Here is a 16,899-nt window from a genome sequence, read left to right as displayed (position 1 = left end):
CAGGTTTTATCTTGGAAGAACGATTTGCTTATTTTCTCGAGACTCTTTATATAAAACGATTGTGTTGCCAATTACCTGAACAAGCTCGGCCTTAGCACCTCGGGACAGCTGCTCAGATACTGTATCGCGGTCATCCTCGCAATTCTGGAGGATGCTTACCTTGATCAATTCTCTAGCTTCAAGTACATCTCCTATTTGCTTGACCATATTTTCATTTACCCCGCCTTTTCCGACTTGAAAAATTGGAGTAAGATGGTGGGCCTTCGACCTTAAAAAACGTTTTTGCTTTCCTGTTAACATGTGTATCCTCCTAAATGTCTTAAAACATGAGCTCTCATTCGTTCGGTATCAGGAAAAATTCCTGTCCATTTTTCAAAGGCAAGTGCCCCCTGATACACAAACATATCAATCCCATTTTGTATAGACGCCCCCATTTCGGAAGCTTGTTTTAAAAATTTCGTTTCGAGCGGATTATAGATAATATCGCTGACAAAGGTATCTGGACTTAAGGCTGATACTGACAAAGGAGTTAGATCCGTCTCAGGCAGCATCCCAATTGAAGTTGTCTGGATGATCAACTGATAATCGGCAAGTTTGTTTTCAGCAGCTTCCTCATCAAGGACATTCGACATAACCTTGAATGGACATGAACTGATTAACTCTTTTGCCTTATTTTCCGTCCGATTGTATAGATCAATCTGTTTGATACCTGCCTGTGCCATCGAAAAGTAGATTGCCCGTGCGGCACCGCCTGCGCCAATAATCAAAGCTGATCTTGATTCAAGATCAGCAGCCTTCGATTCAAGCCCCTTCACAAAACCCGGGCCATCGGTATTATAGCCTTTCAGAAGGCCATTTTCATTTTTGACAGTATTGACAGCGCCAATTGACAATGCCAATGGATCGATTTCATCGAGGCAGGACATGATTGCCGTTTTATGCGGGATCGTTACATTGAAACCGCTGGCGCCCAAAGCTTTCAGACCCTTCACAGCAGCCTCCAGATTATCACTGGTTACATGGAACGGAACATAAATGGCATCAATTCCATATAAATCAAATAAATCATTGTGCATGGCAGGAGACATTGAATGTGCGATAGGGTCGCCAATGACACCGAACAATTTTTTCATTTCTCTCCCGCCCTTCTATACCGATTAATTATATTAGAGACCTTCGCAACATCACATGCACACCTTTTGGAACATGTGCAGCAATTTTTGTGCCTGCTTCATTCACTGTCACCCAGCCTAGCCCGGAAAAAACGACATCCGTTTTTGCTTCCTTAATCGTAAACTCATGGCGGACAAGTTCAGGAAACTCGTCCATTTGTTCACGTCGAGGAGGGGTTAGCATTTCACCGGCATGGTTTTTATATAACTCATCAGCATTTTCCAGTTTCGTTCTGTGGATATTGATTTCATTTGGGACGTAGCAGGCAAAGGACCTTCTGCCGCCAGAAATATAATCAAACCTGGCAAGTCCTCCAAAGAACAGAGTCTGGCTTTCATTCAGCTGATAAACCTTAGGTTTGATTTCTTTTTTTGGCGTTATGAACTTCAAATCTCGTTTATCAACATAATGAGCCATCTGATGGTGGTTGATAATACCCGGTGTGTCAACAATCGCCTTGCCGTCTTCCAGAGGTATTTCAATCATATCAAGCGTCGTTCCCGGGAAATGTGAAGTCGTGATGACATCCCCTTCTCCGGTCACTTCTTTGATGATCCTGTTGATAAAAGTTGATTTTCCAACATTAGTACATCCTACAATATATACATCCTTGCCTTTGCGGTATTCATCGATCGCTGCCGCAGCCTCTTTAATATTGAAGCCTTTTGAAGCACTTACCAGGAATACATCGATTGGATTAAGTCCAAGCTCCCTGGATTCTTTTTTCATCCAGTCAATCAGTTTTCGCTGCTTGACTGATTTAGGGACTAGATCCGCCTTGTTTCCAATCAGCAGCACCGGGTTTTTCCCGGCAAAACGATGGATGCCCGGCAGCCAGCTGCCATTGAAGTCAAAGATATCGACGATCTTGACGATCAGGGCATCTCTTTTGCCAAGCTCATTCAAGATTTTCAAGAAGTCATCATCTGTAAGACTTACATCCTGGATTTCATTATAATTCTTTAAACGGAAACATCTTTGGCAGACGACAACCTCTTTTTCCAATGATGAAGGCGGTGCATACCCCAGCTGCTCCTGATGCTCTGTCTGTATTTTCACTCCACAGCCTGTGCAGATATATTGTTCACTCAAATCTTAGTCCTCCCAATTCAGCTTACCTTGTTTCCTGAACCAATCTAAAATCCTTCTTTCTACTTTCCTGTTGAACTTTGTCACGAAACCATCTGTTTTAGCCACTGGCACAACGAGAATCGTATGGAAACCGCTTCTGTTCCCGCCAAGGACATCTGTCAGCAGCTGATCACCGATTACAACCGTTTCTTCCCTGCGGAGCCCCATTTGCTTCAAGGCTTTGTTGAATGCGCGGGTCATAGGCTTTCTCGCCTGGAAAATAAATGGTATCTGCAAAGGGTCGGAAAAAGACTTGACCCTTTTTTCATTATTATTAGAAACAATCGTAACAAGTATTTCATTTCTTCTCATATCGTCAAACCACTCAATCAGTTTTGGGGTCGCGTTTGGACGGTCCCATTCGACGAGTGTATTGTCAAGATCCGTAATAATACCCTTTATGCCTTTTTCTTTCAAGCTTTCCGGATGGATATCAAATATACTTTTTACATGCTGATCAGGCAAAAAATGCTTTAGCAATTTCATTACACCTCATTAATTTAATTCCTGCATACCGTTAACATCATACCCAATTTTATCAACGTATTCAAAACAAACATTTAAATGATGGATAAAAACAGTGAATTATAATGTTTAGATGCGACAAATAACAATAAAAACGGGCTAATTTCGATAAATACTAAAAATTTTTCAGAAAAAGAAAAAAACTTTTCGACAAAATCCAACGATTTCCATATCTGTGGATAACATTATACACAAAATACACATTGATTCTATTACTAATTTCCCATTTATAAACAAATTAATCACAGGTTATCCACCGGTAATTGTGGATAATTAGAACAGTTGTTCTTAAAGTTTCATCATGATAGAGTAGGGGTAGAACAAATTAACTTACAATTATATGCAATTCACAACTGATTTAGAAGTATCCTTTTGGGGGTGAATGACTGGTATGCGTAAACTTTCGGACGAACTATTGATTGAGTCTTATTTCAAAGCAAGAGAATTAAATTTAAGCTATGAGTTTATTCGGTTGATTGAAACGGAAATCCATCGGCGGTCATTATCTAACCGAATTAAAGTTTCCTCCTGAGAGCCCATGAAAAGGGCTTTTTTTTTGCACTTTTTTAAGTTAAAAAGGCACAGATTCAGCCTGTGCCCATGGTTGTTAGTCCTTTTCTTTCAACATGCCGATCTTTTCTCCGTATTTTATGTGATATGGAGTTTTGATTTCTGGCAACAGACTGAAAGTACCTTTCTCAAAAAGCATTACTATTGTTGATCCAAAAGTGAAATAAGCCATTTGTTCACCTTTGGAAAGCATTTCACCATTATGGGTTGTCTCAATTGAGTTGACAAACATCGCCCCGACTTTGACTACTGCAGTCATTCCCGCATTATGCCTGATTTCAGTGATTTTCCGGTAGTTTTTCGAAAGCGGATAATTGCCGTAAGATAATCCCATTTTATTGACCGGATACGACTTCTTCCCCAAAGTCCATTGATTCACTACTTCGCCAGTAACAGGACTGTGGATTTGATGATAGTGACTGGGGCTCAGGTAAAAGATCATATATGTTCCCTCGTCATATTTGGCCATCGATTCATCATTTCCAAGCATTTCGGCGATGGAATATACTTTCCCTTTGACGGTAATCATCCTGTCAGCATCAATATTGCCAATTTCTTCGATGACGGAATCTACAGGGCTCACAACGGAAAGAGGATCCTGATCGATTGTCCTGGCACCTGCCTTTAGGTTCCTGATAAAGAATTCATGGAGGCTGTTATATTCATTAATCGGCTTCTCCATTTCTTCCTGATTGATTTTATACGTTTTTGCAAATGAAGGAATAATCCTCTTACTGCTTTTTGATTGTGCAAATTTATGCAGAATGGCTGAGGTCCATCTTCCATTCGTCAATTCAATCAGCACTCTATAAATACTTTGAAACAATGACAATACCTCCGATATCTATTATAGCTCAAGCTCCATACAGGTTGATTTCGATGCCATTTTCACACGTCCAGAATAATATGCTAAAAGTGTTTTTCCTGAAATGTGCAAACATTTCGAAAAGTATTCAAAAGTAATCTTTACGAAAAAGCATAATCAGCTTAGAATTATATATTATTATATAATAACCCAAGGTGCTAGTTCCCTTTCCTACTATGAGGAGTGAAATGCATGTTTTTACATGATGTACTTGACTCGACTGTCAAGAAATTAAAAGCCCAGACCGCCAATGTCCTGACTCTGGCCAATCTATCATTAGGCGGATTTGCGATCATTGTCGGCATGAACGGCAATCTGAACCTGAGCCTTTTGTTGATTTTCATCGCAGCACTGGCAGACCGATTTGATGGAATGGTCGCCCGTAAGTTCAATATTGAATCCGAGCTCGGTAAACAATTAGATTCCATGAGTGATATTATATCATTCGGCGTTGCACCTGCACTATTATTATATCAGGGAATTTTATTCGAATTTGGCGCGCCTGGCTCATTCTTCGCGGTGTTTTACATTGGCTGCGGTGCTTTCCGTCTGGCAAGATTCAATATCACCGAGAGCAATGGATACTTCACTGGCCTGCCGATCACCGCTGCCGGAGTTCTAGCTACGTTAAGTTTCCTGGCCATTCCATATCTTCCTGCACAAATCTTCTTATTTATCATGATGATCCTCAGCTTCCTGATGGTCAGTCCATTTAAGCTGAAAAAAATATAAATAAACCCCAGCCTGAGGCTGGGGTTTTACTTATTTATTACAGGAATCTTTTTTTAACGTCATTATGGTCTACTCAGTCAAAGCCAAAAATTCCTCTACATCTTCCACGCACATCCGGACTGCCTTTTCCCAGAATTCCTTTTTGGTCAGATCCACGTCAAGATGCTTCATAGCCAGCTCTTCGACTGTCATTGAAGAGGAGTCCTTTAACAAAGCAATATACTTCTCTTCGTAACCTTTTCCTTCTTCCTGGGCCATTGCGTAAATGCCTAGTGAGAACAAATACCCAAATGTGTAAGGGAAGTTATAGAATGGTACTCCAGTAATATAGAAATGTAGTTTTGAAGCCCAGAATAATGGATGGTATTCATCAAGCGCACCTCCATATGCTTTCTCTTGTGCATCCTTCATCATTTGGTTCAGTCTTTCCGCGTTCACGACGCCTTGTTTGCGTTCTTCGTAGAAGTTTGTTTCAAACAGGAATCGCGCATGGATATTCATCAGCAGGGCTACAGATCGCTGGATTTTATCCTCCAGCAAGCTAAGTTTTTCCTCATTGGATGTAGATTTTTTCAAAGATGCATCAGAAACGATCATCTCTGCAAAAGTGGATGCGGTTTCCGCTACATTCATCGCATAATTTCGGTTCAGGAGGTGAAGATCTCTCATCGCATATGTGTGGAAACCATGCCCCAGCTCATGTGCAAGTGTCGAAACATTGGACGGTGTACCTGAGTACGTCATGAAAATACGCGATTGGCTGCTTTCCGGGAAGAAAGTGTGGAATCCTCCCGGGGCCTTACCGGGACGATCTTCAGCTTCAATCCAATTATTTTCAAACGCCATACTGGCAAAATCAGCCATTTCCTTGCCGAATTGAGCAAAGTTCTCGACGATGAAATCCGCGCCTTCCTGGTAGGACATCTTTGATTCTGTGCTGCCGATCGGTGCATCAAGATCGTACCAGCTAAGCTTTTTCAGCCCAAGCAGCTTTGCCTTCCGGTTCAGGAACTGGACAAAAGGCTCCTTGTGATCAGAAATGACCTGCCACATTGCATCTAGAGTTTCCTTCTGCATCCTGTTAATATCAAGCGGCTCTTTTAACACGTCTTCCCATCCGCGCAGCTTGTAGACATTCAAACGGAATCCTGCCAGGTGGTTAAGGGTCTTCGCATAGAAATCTTCTTTCTCACCCCAGGCTTTTTCCCACTCTGTAAAAATTTCCTTACGGACAGAACGATCAGCATCTGAAAGCTTATTGGCTGCCTGGCCGACAGACAGGCTTCCATCTTGATACTTTACTTTCGTACCGCTTACAAGCAGGTCGTACATTTGTCCCCATCCGTGATAACCATCGACACTCAATGCATTGATTGCCGATTCTTCTTTTTCAGAAAGCTTTTCTGCTGCACGCTCACGCCTTTCTGTCAGGACAAAACGCAGTTCATTGAGCAGCCCATCTTGGACCAGCTCCTCCCATACACTTTGAGAAAATCCAGCCAGCTTCTGGTCAAAAACCGTCAAAGCTGTCTGCAGTGATGCACTCAATTGCGTAACTGCCCCTCTTAGTTGGCCAGCTTTTTTATCCTCAGTATTCTGGGCTTGCAAACAGCTTACAAAAGCTCCTGCCTGTCTAACCTTCCTTGCAGCACCGTCGAACAATTCAATAAGGGCTGCAAGATTGGTCCCCTCACTTGATTGATCAGTTGCCTGCCAGCTATCTACTTGCTCTTTAAAGCGGCTGATTTCCTCTTCTGCTGCTTTGAGATGAGCTGCAAATTCCGGCGATTCACTTCCGCCTTCAAAGAACACTTCCAGAGTCCAGACATCAGAGTATGTATTTGACATGATTGGATTCCCCCTTTTTATCTCTATTTATTATTATAATGTTATTTTTTGAAAATTTCTATTTTTTAAAAACACCTTATGAATCTATAAGCCAAAAAGAAAAGCATATCCTTATTTAAAGGGATATGCCTTTCTTTCTTCTTATGAGTTAAAATACCACCATCCGCCAAAGATGAGGACAATGACAAGCAGGATGATGAACAGCGCAAACCATGCACCATTTCCGCCATAGTAACCTGGATAAACTCCATAAGGCGGGTATGGTGGGCAGTACCCGTAAGGCATACTTTCACACTCCTTTTTTTTATCCTATTATCAGGTTATGGGATTCTGTCCATTTTGGTTTGGGCAGAAAGAGAATTTTCTGGGTTATTTTAAAGGAAACCGGGATTAAAATAGCGAAAATGCACAGTTTTTTCAAACTTGTAGTGTAAACTAAACTCAGGTTATTAAACTGTAAGGAGTTCAATAATGGCTACCATTTTATTAGTGGATGATGAAACACGCATGCTGGATTTGCTTTCTCTTTATCTTGCACCATTAGGATATAAGTGTGTAAAGAAAAATTCTGCCCTGGATGCCCTCAGTTTCCTTGAAGAAAATCCGGCAGATTTGGTTTTGCTGGACGTCATGATGCCTGAGATGGATGGATGGGAAACGTGCCAGGAAATACGGAAGCACTGGGATATACCGATCATCATGCTTACGGCGAGAAGCGAAAAGACCGATATTGTGAAAGGCTTGAAATACGGAGCCGATGATTATGTCACCAAGCCTTTTGACGAAGCGGAATTAATTGCGCGCATTGAAGCTGTCCTGAGGCGGACACCAGGAAAAGGTCCACTCCTTTCGTTTAAAGGGCTGAACCTGAATTTGGATTCACATGAATTGCAGTTTAATGGGACATTGATTCCACTGACTCCAAAGGAATTTTCTCTGCTTCATCTCTTCCTGCAGAATCGAAATAAAGTGTTTACGAGAGAACATCTTATTTCAGTTATCTGGGGATATGGAGTGTCGACAGAAGACCGAACGATCGACTCACATGTCAGGAATCTGAGGGATAAATTAAGGAAGGCAGGATTTTCTGCTGATGATTATTTAACCACAGTATGGGGAGTAGGTTATAAGTGGATTGATAAAATGGAAGATTAATGTCTTAAAAAAGTTTCATTCATATTTCCCTGGATATAAAGAAATAATAGTGACGTTACTTTCAGACAGGAGGAATATGGATGGGAAATTTATATGATCGCCTTGGAGGCCAAGGTGCAATCTCAAAAGTGGTAGATGTTTTTTATGATAAGGTTTTGTCTGATGAATCGGTAAATCACTTCTTCAAAGAAACAGACATGGAAAAGCAGCGCCGGCATCAATCATTGTTCATCAGCTGGGCATTGGGGGGGCCGAACCAATATTCCGGACGAAGCATGGAACTTGCCCATAAAGGCATGAACCTGAACGAAGAACACTTTGGCGCGATCGCCAATCACCTTGCAGCCAGCCTTAGGGAGTTCGATGTTTCGGATGAGGACATCAATGAAGTGCTTGAGAAACTATCAGGCATGAAAAATGACATTCTTTATAAGTAATTAGAACTTTATAAAAAGGAGAGGGCGTGCCCTCTCCTTTTCTATTTCAATTGTTTTGACAGGTTTTGCAGGAATGCAATCATTAAGGTCATTCCTTCTCTTGTTTCTTTTTGTGTGACTGCCTTCATCAGCTGCATGGATGATAGCGGAACTTTGTCCTTTGTGTCTTCCTGAGCATTATGGAATGCAGTCAGCATGCCATCGACAAGGTCAATTGCCCCCAGCTGTACAAAGGAATCAGCAAGTTCAACGCCTTTAATTGCCTTTTCTACCATATCGGTCACCATCGGGCCGGTCATGGCACCCTTCATGGCGGCAACCATATCAGCGAGCTGCATTAATGACTTGAGGACGCCCGTTTCTTCCATGCGCTTTACTTCCATTAAAGTCCGTTCCAGATTTTCGGCCACTTCCGGCAAAGCCTTCAGCAGAGAAAGTGTTTCTGGCTGGAGCAGATCATCTGCCATCTCCACCATTTTCACGCCAGTTTCAGCAATCGCAGAAACCATTTCACCTGTCACCGCGTTCATCGCTGCATCGGTGAAGCCTGCGAGTTTATTTTGTTCAGTTTTTTGTGCTTGAGGTGTATCTGTAGCCATCTCAACCAACCCTTCTATAAAATTCCTTTGGCATTTAACCAGTAAAGCTCATTATATACAGCTTTGAACCAGTGCAGCAGGTCAGATGTCTCAGCAGGCTGCGGTGGATTATTGTAATCAAACGTAATCATGCTGGCATCCTCAAGGCTGTTTTCCAGGAAACATGCCACTTTTCCATTATAAACAGCGGTTTCCGGACGGCCTGTCAATCTGCTGATGATATTGGCTACAAGAGATTCGGATTGGTAGTGTGCTGTTGAACCAGCCTTGCTGATTGGCAGATTTGTCGCGTCGCCAATGACATATACATCTTCCTGGCCGATCATCTTCAATGTTGTTCGGTTTGTTGGGATGAAACCTGATTCGTCTCCAATTCCTGAATTGATCATTGCCTTTGCACCCGTATGTGCAGGAATCGTAATCAGCATGTCATATTCATGCTCTGATCCGTCCATTGTGATCGCCACTTTGCGCTTTGGATCCACTTCTTCGAGGTTGAAAAATGTTTCGTATTTAATATCTCTCTTCTCGAATTGCGGAAGCCCCCATTCTGCCACAGGCACTAATGAATGGATCCTGCCAATCGGGTACGTATATTTGATTTCGATATCCTTGCGTTTTCCGTTCTTACGGAAGTAATCATCAAGCATCAACGCAAGCTCAAGCGGTGCAGCAGGACATTTGTGCGGGACATCGATTGTAATTAAAATTTTCCCCTTTTCCATAGATGCCAGGTCATCACGAAGGCGTTCTGCACCCTCTAGTGTATAGAAGTTGTGGGCACCTTCCCGTAAACCGGGAATGCTGTCAAAGTCCGGATGGGAGCCGGTCGCAATTACAAGATAATCATACTGGTATTGCTTTTTGCCATTAATGGTCTTTTTCTCGACATCAATCTTTTCGACATCATCATAAACCAGGTTTACATGTCTGTGAACTAGAGTTTCCTGCTTTCGGATAAAATGCTCCGATGGTTTTTCATTGAAAGCAATAAATAAGTACCCAGGCTGGTAAATATGCTTTTCTGTATTTGAAATCAGGGTGACTTCGACTTCACGCTTTTTTATCTCTTCTCCAAGCTGGCGGGCAAGCTTGTTTGCAACCATTGTGCCAGCACTTCCTGCGCCAAGGACCACAATTCTCTTTGTCATTTGATCCACACCTCTTTACTAGATTCTTTGTTGAAGGCTGTAGTGATTTTTTGTGTTTGCTTAATTTACTTTACTTTTTTGACCGCAATCCTGAATTCATCGCCTTCATTTTCCTGGAAAGCAATTTCGTGGCCCATTTTGTTTACCCATTCAGGGATATCCACTGCTGAACCTTTATCAGTTGAAAGCACTTCAACAATGTCACCGATCTGCGCTGTTTTGATTCCCTTTACCAGCTCCATTAACGGTCCTGGGCAATATGCTCCTCTTGCATCGATTGATTTAGTTACTTGTACGCTCATGATTTTTTCCTCCAGGTAGATATATTTATGTTAAAATATGGTCAGATTTTATTTTTTGCTTGAAGGGGAAAGAAGCTAAAAGGCCTGCACGCCAAATCTCTCTTTCCTCCTTCTGCAGCTTACATTGTTATGACAGTTGCTCCTTGAGTCATTCCAAGGAATTTAGTTACCCCGATCACGCCATCAAATACATCCAGCATGTCTTCTTCTTTCCAATCCATGATGTCCATCGCCAAAGCACAGCCATAAATGTTCAGTTCACCCATATCCTTACCTTCCTGCAGCAATGCATCGAATAACGGGATTTTCTTTGCCAGCATTTCCTTGCCGATTGTACCTGTAATGAAATCTTCCTTTTCAAAGCTTTCTTTACGGAAAGATTTTAATGCGTTCATTGTTACAAAGACATTAACCGTCATTCCAGACATAGAAGCTACTGAACCTACCAGCGCCCCAGCATGAAGCTTTTCAAGATCTTCAGATAATAAAATAACCGCTAAAGATGGTGCATGCTGTTCCATAATTTATTTCCTCCTAAGAAATCGAATGATTGATCTTACACTTAAATTATACATATACCCCCACTCCTATGTCTGTTTCTGTTATGTGAACGTTATTAGTCTAAAAAGTGACAAAACAAGCTGTTCACAGAGATAACTATTGCATTTCACAATATTCTTTTGGTTTAATTTTCCAAAACAAAATATTTACTCGGACAGACACAATATTGGACCTAAAGACATAGGAATTTATTATAGGCGAAAGCCTTATTAAGCGGGGGTGGAAACATGTCTGGCATTCTAACAGCGCTCGGCTATTTAGTTAAAGAAGTGATCCTTCTTGTCTCGTATGTTAAAAACAATGCATTTCCTCAACCGTTATCAGCTTCTGATGAAAGAAAGTATTTAAGGTTGATGGCAAATGGCGATCCACACGCAAGAAACATGCTCATCGAACACAACCTTAGGCTTGTGGCCCATATCGTCAAGAAATTTGAAAATACCGGCGAGGATTCAGAGGATTTGATTTCAATTGGAACCATCGGCCTGATCAAGGCAATTGAGAGCTATTCAGAGGGGAAAGGCACAAAACTGGCAACATATGCGGCCCGCTGTATCGAAAATGAAATCCTTATGCATTTACGTGCCCTGAAAAAGACAAAAAAGGACGTTTCCTTGCACGACCCAATCGGCCAGGACAAAGAAGGCAACGAAATTTCTCTGATTGACGTGCTCAAGTCTGAATCTGAGGATGTAATTGATACGATCCAGCTCAATATGGAGCTTGAGAAAGTAAAGGAATATATCGATGTTCTAGATGAACGAGAGAAAGAAGTCATTGTTGGCCGTTTTGGCCTTGATCTGAAAAAGGAAAAGACACAGCGCGAAATCGCAAAAGAACTCGGCATCTCCAGGAGCTATGTATCAAGGATTGAAAAAAGAGCACTGATGAAGATGTTCCATGAGTTCTACCGTGCAGAGAAGGAAAAGAAAAAGAACAAGGGCAATAATTAAAAAAAGGTATCAGCCTTTGCTTGAAGGCTGATACCTTTTTTTCTATTCTACACTCACTTCAGCAGCTACTATCAGACCAACTGCGCCGCAGATGATCAATCCCATGACGATCATGAACATGCCCATCACCCCTTTAGCATTCACCCATGTTTACACCAAATTTATCATATATTCACGTTGCTAAAAGGGTGGGTATGTGAACATTTTGTTAACGATGAGATTTCTTTTTCCTGAAAACAAGTGTTAAAAGCAAGACATGTAATGACATACTGATTTCCTCCCAACTCAGGTCGTTAGGTGGTGTCCTTCTCCACCCATAAGCTAGCCAGTCTTCTTTGAATTAAGTAAATCATTTTCTTTCCACCTTTCTTTGGTTAATTATTCAAATGAATTAAAACGGGCGCAGCATTGATTGACGATTTCGGTTTTCTTCAACCATTTTTTCTACCATTTCATTATGGCGGATTTCTTCTAGAGACATTTGGCGTTTGTTAATCGTAATCGTGAAAAACAAAATATTTAGGGTCATGATCGATTCACCTCCTTCTAATAATTCTTTTTTAAAGGCTGTGTTAAATTAGACTGTTGATTTCCGTTCCAGGCGCTTCGCTTTCCGCGGGGCTGGCGCTGAGCCTCCTCGTCGCAAGCTCCTGCGGGGTCTCACCTGTCCAGCTGTTCCCGCTGGAGTCTGCGCGCCTTACACTACAATCAACAGGACTTAAAAACAACATTTAGTTTTAACACAGCCATTAATAAAATCGAGCATTTCCCAACTGCTTCTTTTGGATTCCCACCCCAAAAAGCCGCAAGGATACCTCCCCAGCGGCATAAATAGGCATAGAAAAGCCGCAGGGCACGATTCTCCCTGCGGCCATGGATGTATTAGTTAAAAGAGCAGCTTAAACAATCCAGTCCGATCCGGTCGAATGCGTTTTTTGATATGAAGTTTTTGAGTTATTCCAGTATGCAATCATGATCATTTCACTCGACCTCCTTCTGAATTATTCACTCACATTGGTAAGTATATCCACATTGATTTGTTTTGTAAACCTTTTTTGGCCTATTTTTCCAAAAAAACATTCGCCAAGAATCAACATAATCTGCAACTGTTGTGGAACGAGCAAAAAAAAAACGCCCGTGGGCGTTTATTTCTTCATCAGCAATTCCTGGCCTTCATCTGACTGGATTAACTGATTTCTGTATTTTTTTGCAATGGAGAAGAACAAGATTGAACCAGTCAGGAATCCGGTTGATGCTGCCGCTGCAATATATATATCTGTCATCACTTTTGTTTCTGACGGAATGATCGTTCCAAGGTAAAAGAAAACTCCAACAGTAAGCATGACTGTTGCAAACTGTTTATAATCAATCATTTTTTCATAGAGTTGCTTTGCGTTCATTTCTATCACCTGTAATAATTTGACTTAACCACATCCCTACTTTAACATTTTTTAAACCTTAAGACGGGATGTAAATAATGGGAAAAATAAAAGCCCCAATAAGGGGCTAACGTAAAAATTAGTTAATATTCCAGTTCTTGATCATTTCGTTCACGATTTCAAAGGAATTCTTTGATGCCAGTTTCGTAAATTCCAGAAAGTTAACATCTGCCGATCCATCTGCCTGGTCTGACATTGACCTGATGATGACAAACGGGATGCTGTTCATGCTGCATACCTGTCCTACAGCTGCTCCTTCCATTTCAGTACAAAAGCCCTGAAGCTCTTCATGCAGGAATTTGACTTTCTCTCTGTCGGCGATGAATTGGTCACCGGATAGAATTCGTCCGCTGACTATTTTTTTGTCCTGGACGATTTCTTTACTAGCTGAGATGGCAAGGTCGATCAAGCGTGAGTCAGCATTAAATACAGATATTTCTGTGTAAGGGATTTCCCCTAGCTTAAAGCCCAATGCTCGGACATCCATATCATGCTGAACACAGTCTGTCGAAATGACGATATCCCCTATTTTCAATTCGGGATTCACAGCTCCTGCTACCCCGGTAAACACGATATTGGCAGCAGCAAACTCATCAATCAAAATTTGTGTGCAGACACTCGCATTGACTTTCCCTACTCCAGATTTGCAGAGCACGACGTCATAGCCATTGAAAGTGCCGACATAAAAAGTGATTCCGGCTTTATTTTTTTCTTCATAATCCCTCATGGCGTCCAGGATATGCTGGATTTCCTCATCCATTGCACCAATAATACCAATTCTGCTCATTATTTTCCCTCCGAGTATCTTATTGTGATAACAGTTTTGACATTCTATTTGCTTCAAAGAGTATTCTCTCTTCATCGATTGTTACGAACTCGCGGTTATCCAGGATTTGTTTCCCCTGAACATACACATCCCTGACATCCCTTCCAGAGCCAGAATAGACAAGATGGGATATCGGGTTATTTCTTGGATAATAGAATGCCTGATTCGCATCAACAACGATCATATCTGCATCCTTGCCAACTTCAAGTGAGCCGGTTCGATCATCAAGCCATACGGAGGACGCTCCATCAATTGTTGCCATCCTCAATGCCTGTTGGGCAGTAATGGCTGTCGCATCATGGGCGATTCCTTTATGGATGGTCGCCACAGCCTTTAATTCCTCAAACAAATCCAGATTATTATTTGAAGCTGAGCTATCCGTTCCAAGACTGACAGTTACTCCACTTGCCACCATTTTGCTGACAGGAGCGATCCCGCTTCCCAGTTTAAGATTGCTGATGATGTTATGTGAGACTTTTACAGACTTCCTTGCAAGGATTTCTATATCAGCGTCGTTCACATGGACAGCATGGGCAACTAGAGCAGGACGGTCAAAAAAGCCAAGCTTGTCCAGATGTGCTGCAGGTGTTGCACCAAATTCCTCGATATTTTTTTCTACTTCATATTTCGTTTCTGACATATGTGTGTGAAGCGGTACATTCAGTTCCACCGATTTGTCGATGATCTGGGAAATATAATCTGGTGAACAAGTGTAAGGAGAATGCGGAGACAGCATAGTGGTAATCCGTCCGTTGGCTGCATTGTTCCACTCCTTCGCAAATCCTGCAGCTTCTTTAAGCTTGCTCTGGCGAAGTTCTTCAGACCCAAACCCAATCACTCCCCGGCAAAGCACGCCGCGAACGCCGGCTTCCTCAACGGCTTTTGCGACTTCATCCATATTGTCATACATATCTACAAAAGTGGTCGTTCCTGTGCGGATCATTTCAAGGATGGATAATCTTGCACCCCATTTGGCATGATCTACTGTATATTTAGCCTCAAGCGGCCAGATTTTGTCTTCCAGCCATGTTTGCAGATGCAAATCATCAGCAATCCCTCTTAGCAGTGACATCGGTGTGTGTCCATGGGTATTGACCAAACCTGGAAGGACATAATTTCCCTTCAAATCTATTGATTCATCGTATGCAGAAATATCTTCAGGAACATTGCCCACAAAGATGATTTTTCCTTCCTCAAAGCCAATAGCTCCGTTTTCAATCACTTCATCATTCGCGTTACTAGTAATAATGGTCCCATTAAATAATAACTTTCTTGCCATATTAATCTCTCCTATGTAAAAACACTAAGGTTGTATGTACAATACTAGAATTCGGTGAAAGCATTCGAAATATGCCCATCGTTTTAATTTATCAAAAAATGTTTTATTTTTATATAGATTTTGCTATTTTTATTTGGAAAGCATTTCTGTTTATATAAAAAAAATATGAAGCCATTTAATAGAAAATAAGGAGTGGGATCATGGATTTTCAGTTTGATTTGATCGAGGATAAGGTGGAGTTTTTTGAAGCGCTTGATTTAAAAACACTTGAACAGAAAATAAGCAAGCAGATTGAAATCAATAAAGCGATCATGCTGGCTGTCCACCACGTATCACATCAGATGCACATGGATGATAAAGGCCGTTTATTTTATTCAGCGGTTGTTCATTTTAAAGCAAAATAAGAAAAGCGCAAGCGCCTTGGTCAGCCCCGACAAGCGCAGGAGGGCCTGACAGTGAAGTCGTTCTTTGACTTCATTGGCAGGACTGAAGCGTCTCGAGGGGCTAGGCGCTGGAGCTGGACAATTCTCGAAGTGAAATTTACACTTCCCTATCGAAAACAAAGGGGCCCTGTATAAGAGCCCCTGCTTTACCACTATCGTTTATCGTTTTGAATCAATTCTTCGACTTTAACAGGCTTCCAGCCCTCTCCATCTACCCATTGAATGGCTACCCTGTATGCCTGGTCGCTGCCTTTTTCGGAAACTGTCCCTACAGCTGTATTAGGCGCACCGCCATTTTCATTCCACCAGACCGTCATATTGTCCTTGGGGATTCCTGTTGCATACGAGTACGCAAGAACCATCTCCTGCCAATCGGCAGAATTCTCGTCGAACACAGTAGCATGTTCTCCTGATTGTGTAGTACCAACTGGCTTCCACTCAGGATTTTCAATCGTTTGTTTTACATTTGCGTCGCTGCCGCCTTCGGTGACGACTGGCTCGCCTAATTCTTCGCTGTCTTCGGATTCCTCATCTGCATCTGCAGAATCTTCTTCAGCTTGGTCCTTATTTTCCTCTGCTGAACTGCCATTATCATCAGTTCCTTCATTGCCGCCATCTTTGCTGTCATTCTTGCCTGGAGAGGCTGCGGAATCTTCATTCTCTGCTGCAATATCGCTATTATCCGCTGCCCCTTCATCATTGCTGAAAAAAATGTTAAATGATACGATACCAATCAACAAAATAACGACAACAATCAAGCTATTTAAAATAAGGTTTGTCTTTCTTCTCTTTGCCCTCGTTCTAGTGCGGGCCCCCTCATCTAGGTTGTCATAATCGTGCTTCAAGATCTTTCCCTCCCTTATAAGGTTGTCAACATTCTACCATGACTTAAGGCAAACTTGAAGGATTT

22 protein-coding genes are annotated in these 16,899 nt (G+C 41.8%); 6 read left to right on the top strand and 16 right to left on the bottom strand.

Annotated features, from left to right (window positions below; genetic code table 11):
• Window positions 1–6: 6 nt before the first annotated feature.
• From yhbY to ACXAEA_RS07645, 4 genes are read right to left on the bottom strand one after another with little or no spacing between them, the layout of a single operon-like run.
• A complete protein-coding gene (gene yhbY / locus ACXAEA_RS07660) occupies window positions 7–300 on the bottom strand; it encodes a ribosome assembly RNA-binding protein YhbY (protein ID WP_475095311.1) in 294 nt (97 codons plus the stop codon).
• Window positions 294–1,133, bottom strand: coding sequence for a shikimate dehydrogenase (gene aroE, locus ACXAEA_RS07655; protein ID WP_475095310.1), 840 nt, complete (start codon window positions 1,131–1,133; stop codon window positions 294–296). The genes yhbY and aroE overlap by 7 nt, the downstream gene beginning before the upstream one ends.
• A gap of 28 nt (window positions 1,134–1,161) precedes the next feature.
• Window positions 1,162–2,265 (bottom strand): ribosome biogenesis GTPase YqeH, encoded by a 1,104-nt coding sequence (gene yqeH, locus ACXAEA_RS07650; RefSeq protein WP_475095309.1) that lies wholly within the window; start codon window positions 2,263–2,265, stop codon window positions 1,162–1,164.
• 3 nt (window positions 2,266–2,268) lie between these two features.
• Window positions 2,269–2,784: a YqeG family HAD IIIA-type phosphatase gene (locus tag ACXAEA_RS07645; RefSeq protein ID WP_475095308.1), complete on the bottom strand. Its 516-nt coding sequence runs from the start codon at window positions 2,782–2,784 to the stop codon at window positions 2,269–2,271.
• Between the two features lie 436 nt (window positions 2,785–3,220).
• On the opposite strand from ACXAEA_RS07645, the gene ACXAEA_RS07640 reads away from it, so the two are divergent.
• Window positions 3,221–3,361, top strand: a complete 141-nt coding sequence (locus ACXAEA_RS07640; RefSeq protein WP_079510333.1) for a sporulation histidine kinase inhibitor Sda — start codon at window positions 3,221–3,223, stop codon at window positions 3,359–3,361.
• 75 nt (window positions 3,362–3,436) lie between these two features.
• Here the strand turns inward: ACXAEA_RS07640 and ACXAEA_RS07635 are convergent, their stop codons facing one another.
• Window positions 3,437–4,225 carry a phosphatidylserine decarboxylase gene (locus ACXAEA_RS07635; RefSeq protein WP_475095307.1) on the bottom strand — a complete coding sequence of 263 codons (789 nt, stop codon included), beginning with the start codon at window positions 4,223–4,225 and terminating at the stop codon, window positions 3,437–3,439.
• Between the two features lie 231 nt (window positions 4,226–4,456).
• Here ACXAEA_RS07635 and pssA point away from each other — a divergent pair, with 231 nt between their 5' ends.
• A complete protein-coding gene (gene pssA / locus ACXAEA_RS07630) occupies window positions 4,457–4,996 on the top strand; it encodes a CDP-diacylglycerol--serine O-phosphatidyltransferase (RefSeq protein WP_475095306.1) in 540 nt (179 codons plus the stop codon).
• A 69-nt stretch (window positions 4,997–5,065) separates the two neighbouring features.
• On the opposite strand, the gene ACXAEA_RS07625 is transcribed toward pssA, so the two are convergent.
• Both ACXAEA_RS07625 and ACXAEA_RS07620 read right to left on the bottom strand, forming a co-directional pair.
• Entirely contained in the window at window positions 5,066–6,844 is a 1,779-nt protein-coding gene (locus tag ACXAEA_RS07625; RefSeq protein ID WP_475095305.1) for a M3 family oligoendopeptidase, read from the bottom strand.
• A gap of 141 nt (window positions 6,845–6,985) precedes the next feature.
• Window positions 6,986–7,129: a hypothetical protein gene (locus ACXAEA_RS07620; protein WP_475095304.1), complete on the bottom strand. Its 144-nt coding sequence runs from the start codon at window positions 7,127–7,129 to the stop codon at window positions 6,986–6,988.
• Window positions 7,130–7,315: 186 nt separating this feature from the next.
• Between ACXAEA_RS07620 and ACXAEA_RS07615 the strand changes: the two genes are divergently transcribed.
• Both ACXAEA_RS07615 and ACXAEA_RS07610 read left to right on the top strand, forming a co-directional pair.
• A complete protein-coding gene (locus tag ACXAEA_RS07615; RefSeq protein ID WP_475095303.1) occupies window positions 7,316–7,999 on the top strand; it encodes a response regulator transcription factor in 684 nt (227 codons plus the stop codon).
• An 80-nt stretch (window positions 8,000–8,079) separates the two neighbouring features.
• A complete protein-coding gene (locus ACXAEA_RS07610; RefSeq protein ID WP_475095302.1) occupies window positions 8,080–8,436 on the top strand; it encodes a group I truncated hemoglobin in 357 nt (118 codons plus the stop codon).
• Window positions 8,437–8,477: 41 nt separating this feature from the next.
• Here ACXAEA_RS07610 and ACXAEA_RS07605 read toward each other — a convergent pair whose 3' ends face one another.
• From ACXAEA_RS07605 to ACXAEA_RS07590, 4 genes are all read right to left on the bottom strand, one after another.
• Window positions 8,478–9,035: a helical membrane plugin domain-containing protein gene (locus tag ACXAEA_RS07605; protein WP_475095301.1), complete on the bottom strand. Its 558-nt coding sequence runs from the start codon at window positions 9,033–9,035 to the stop codon at window positions 8,478–8,480.
• Between the two features lie 14 nt (window positions 9,036–9,049).
• Entirely contained in the window at window positions 9,050–10,186 is a 1,137-nt protein-coding gene (locus ACXAEA_RS07600; protein ID WP_475095300.1) for an NAD(P)/FAD-dependent oxidoreductase, read from the bottom strand.
• Between the two features lie 65 nt (window positions 10,187–10,251).
• Complete coding sequence (locus ACXAEA_RS07595; protein WP_475095299.1) at window positions 10,252–10,488, bottom strand: sulfurtransferase TusA family protein; 237 nt, start codon at window positions 10,486–10,488, stop codon at window positions 10,252–10,254.
• 119 nt (window positions 10,489–10,607) lie between these two features.
• Window positions 10,608–11,009, bottom strand: coding sequence for a DsrE/DsrF/DrsH-like family protein (locus ACXAEA_RS07590; RefSeq protein ID WP_475095298.1), 402 nt, complete (start codon window positions 11,007–11,009; stop codon window positions 10,608–10,610).
• Window positions 11,010–11,276: 267 nt separating this feature from the next.
• On the opposite strand from ACXAEA_RS07590, the gene sigK reads away from it, so the two are divergent.
• Window positions 11,277–12,002 carry an RNA polymerase sporulation sigma factor SigK gene (gene sigK / locus ACXAEA_RS07585; protein ID WP_475095297.1) on the top strand — a complete coding sequence of 242 codons (726 nt, stop codon included), beginning with the start codon at window positions 11,277–11,279 and terminating at the stop codon, window positions 12,000–12,002.
• Between the two features lie 391 nt (window positions 12,003–12,393).
• Here the strand turns inward: sigK and ACXAEA_RS07580 are convergent, their stop codons facing one another.
• From ACXAEA_RS07580 to ACXAEA_RS07565, 4 genes are all read right to left on the bottom strand, one after another.
• Window positions 12,394–12,531, bottom strand: a complete 138-nt coding sequence (locus tag ACXAEA_RS07580; RefSeq protein WP_475095296.1) for a YrzI family small protein — start codon at window positions 12,529–12,531, stop codon at window positions 12,394–12,396.
• Window positions 12,532–13,147: 616 nt separating this feature from the next.
• Window positions 13,148–13,402 (bottom strand): YrhC family protein, encoded by a 255-nt coding sequence (locus ACXAEA_RS07575; protein ID WP_475095295.1) that lies wholly within the window; start codon window positions 13,400–13,402, stop codon window positions 13,148–13,150.
• Window positions 13,403–13,520: 118 nt separating this feature from the next.
• A complete protein-coding gene (locus tag ACXAEA_RS07570; protein ID WP_475095294.1) occupies window positions 13,521–14,228 on the bottom strand; it encodes a 5'-methylthioadenosine/adenosylhomocysteine nucleosidase in 708 nt (235 codons plus the stop codon).
• 19 nt (window positions 14,229–14,247) lie between these two features.
• Complete coding sequence (locus tag ACXAEA_RS07565) at window positions 14,248–15,546, bottom strand: amidohydrolase family protein (RefSeq protein WP_475095293.1); 1,299 nt, start codon at window positions 15,544–15,546, stop codon at window positions 14,248–14,250.
• A 200-nt stretch (window positions 15,547–15,746) separates the two neighbouring features.
• On the opposite strand from ACXAEA_RS07565, the gene ACXAEA_RS07560 reads away from it, so the two are divergent.
• A complete protein-coding gene (locus ACXAEA_RS07560; protein ID WP_475095292.1) occupies window positions 15,747–15,950 on the top strand; it encodes a YrzA family protein in 204 nt (67 codons plus the stop codon).
• A 191-nt stretch (window positions 15,951–16,141) separates the two neighbouring features.
• On the opposite strand, the gene ACXAEA_RS07555 is transcribed toward ACXAEA_RS07560, so the two are convergent.
• The gene (locus ACXAEA_RS07555) at window positions 16,142–16,834 is read right to left on the bottom strand and encodes a YrrS family protein (RefSeq protein ID WP_475095291.1); all 693 of its coding nucleotides are present in this window, start codon (window positions 16,832–16,834) and stop codon (window positions 16,142–16,144) included.
• Between the last annotated feature and the right edge of the window lie 65 nt (window positions 16,835–16,899).

The organism is Mesobacillus sp. ABV4_180 (assembly GCF_056158485.1).
Note: the sequence above shows the minus strand (reverse complement) of the source record. Positions and strands in the feature narration are given on the sequence as shown.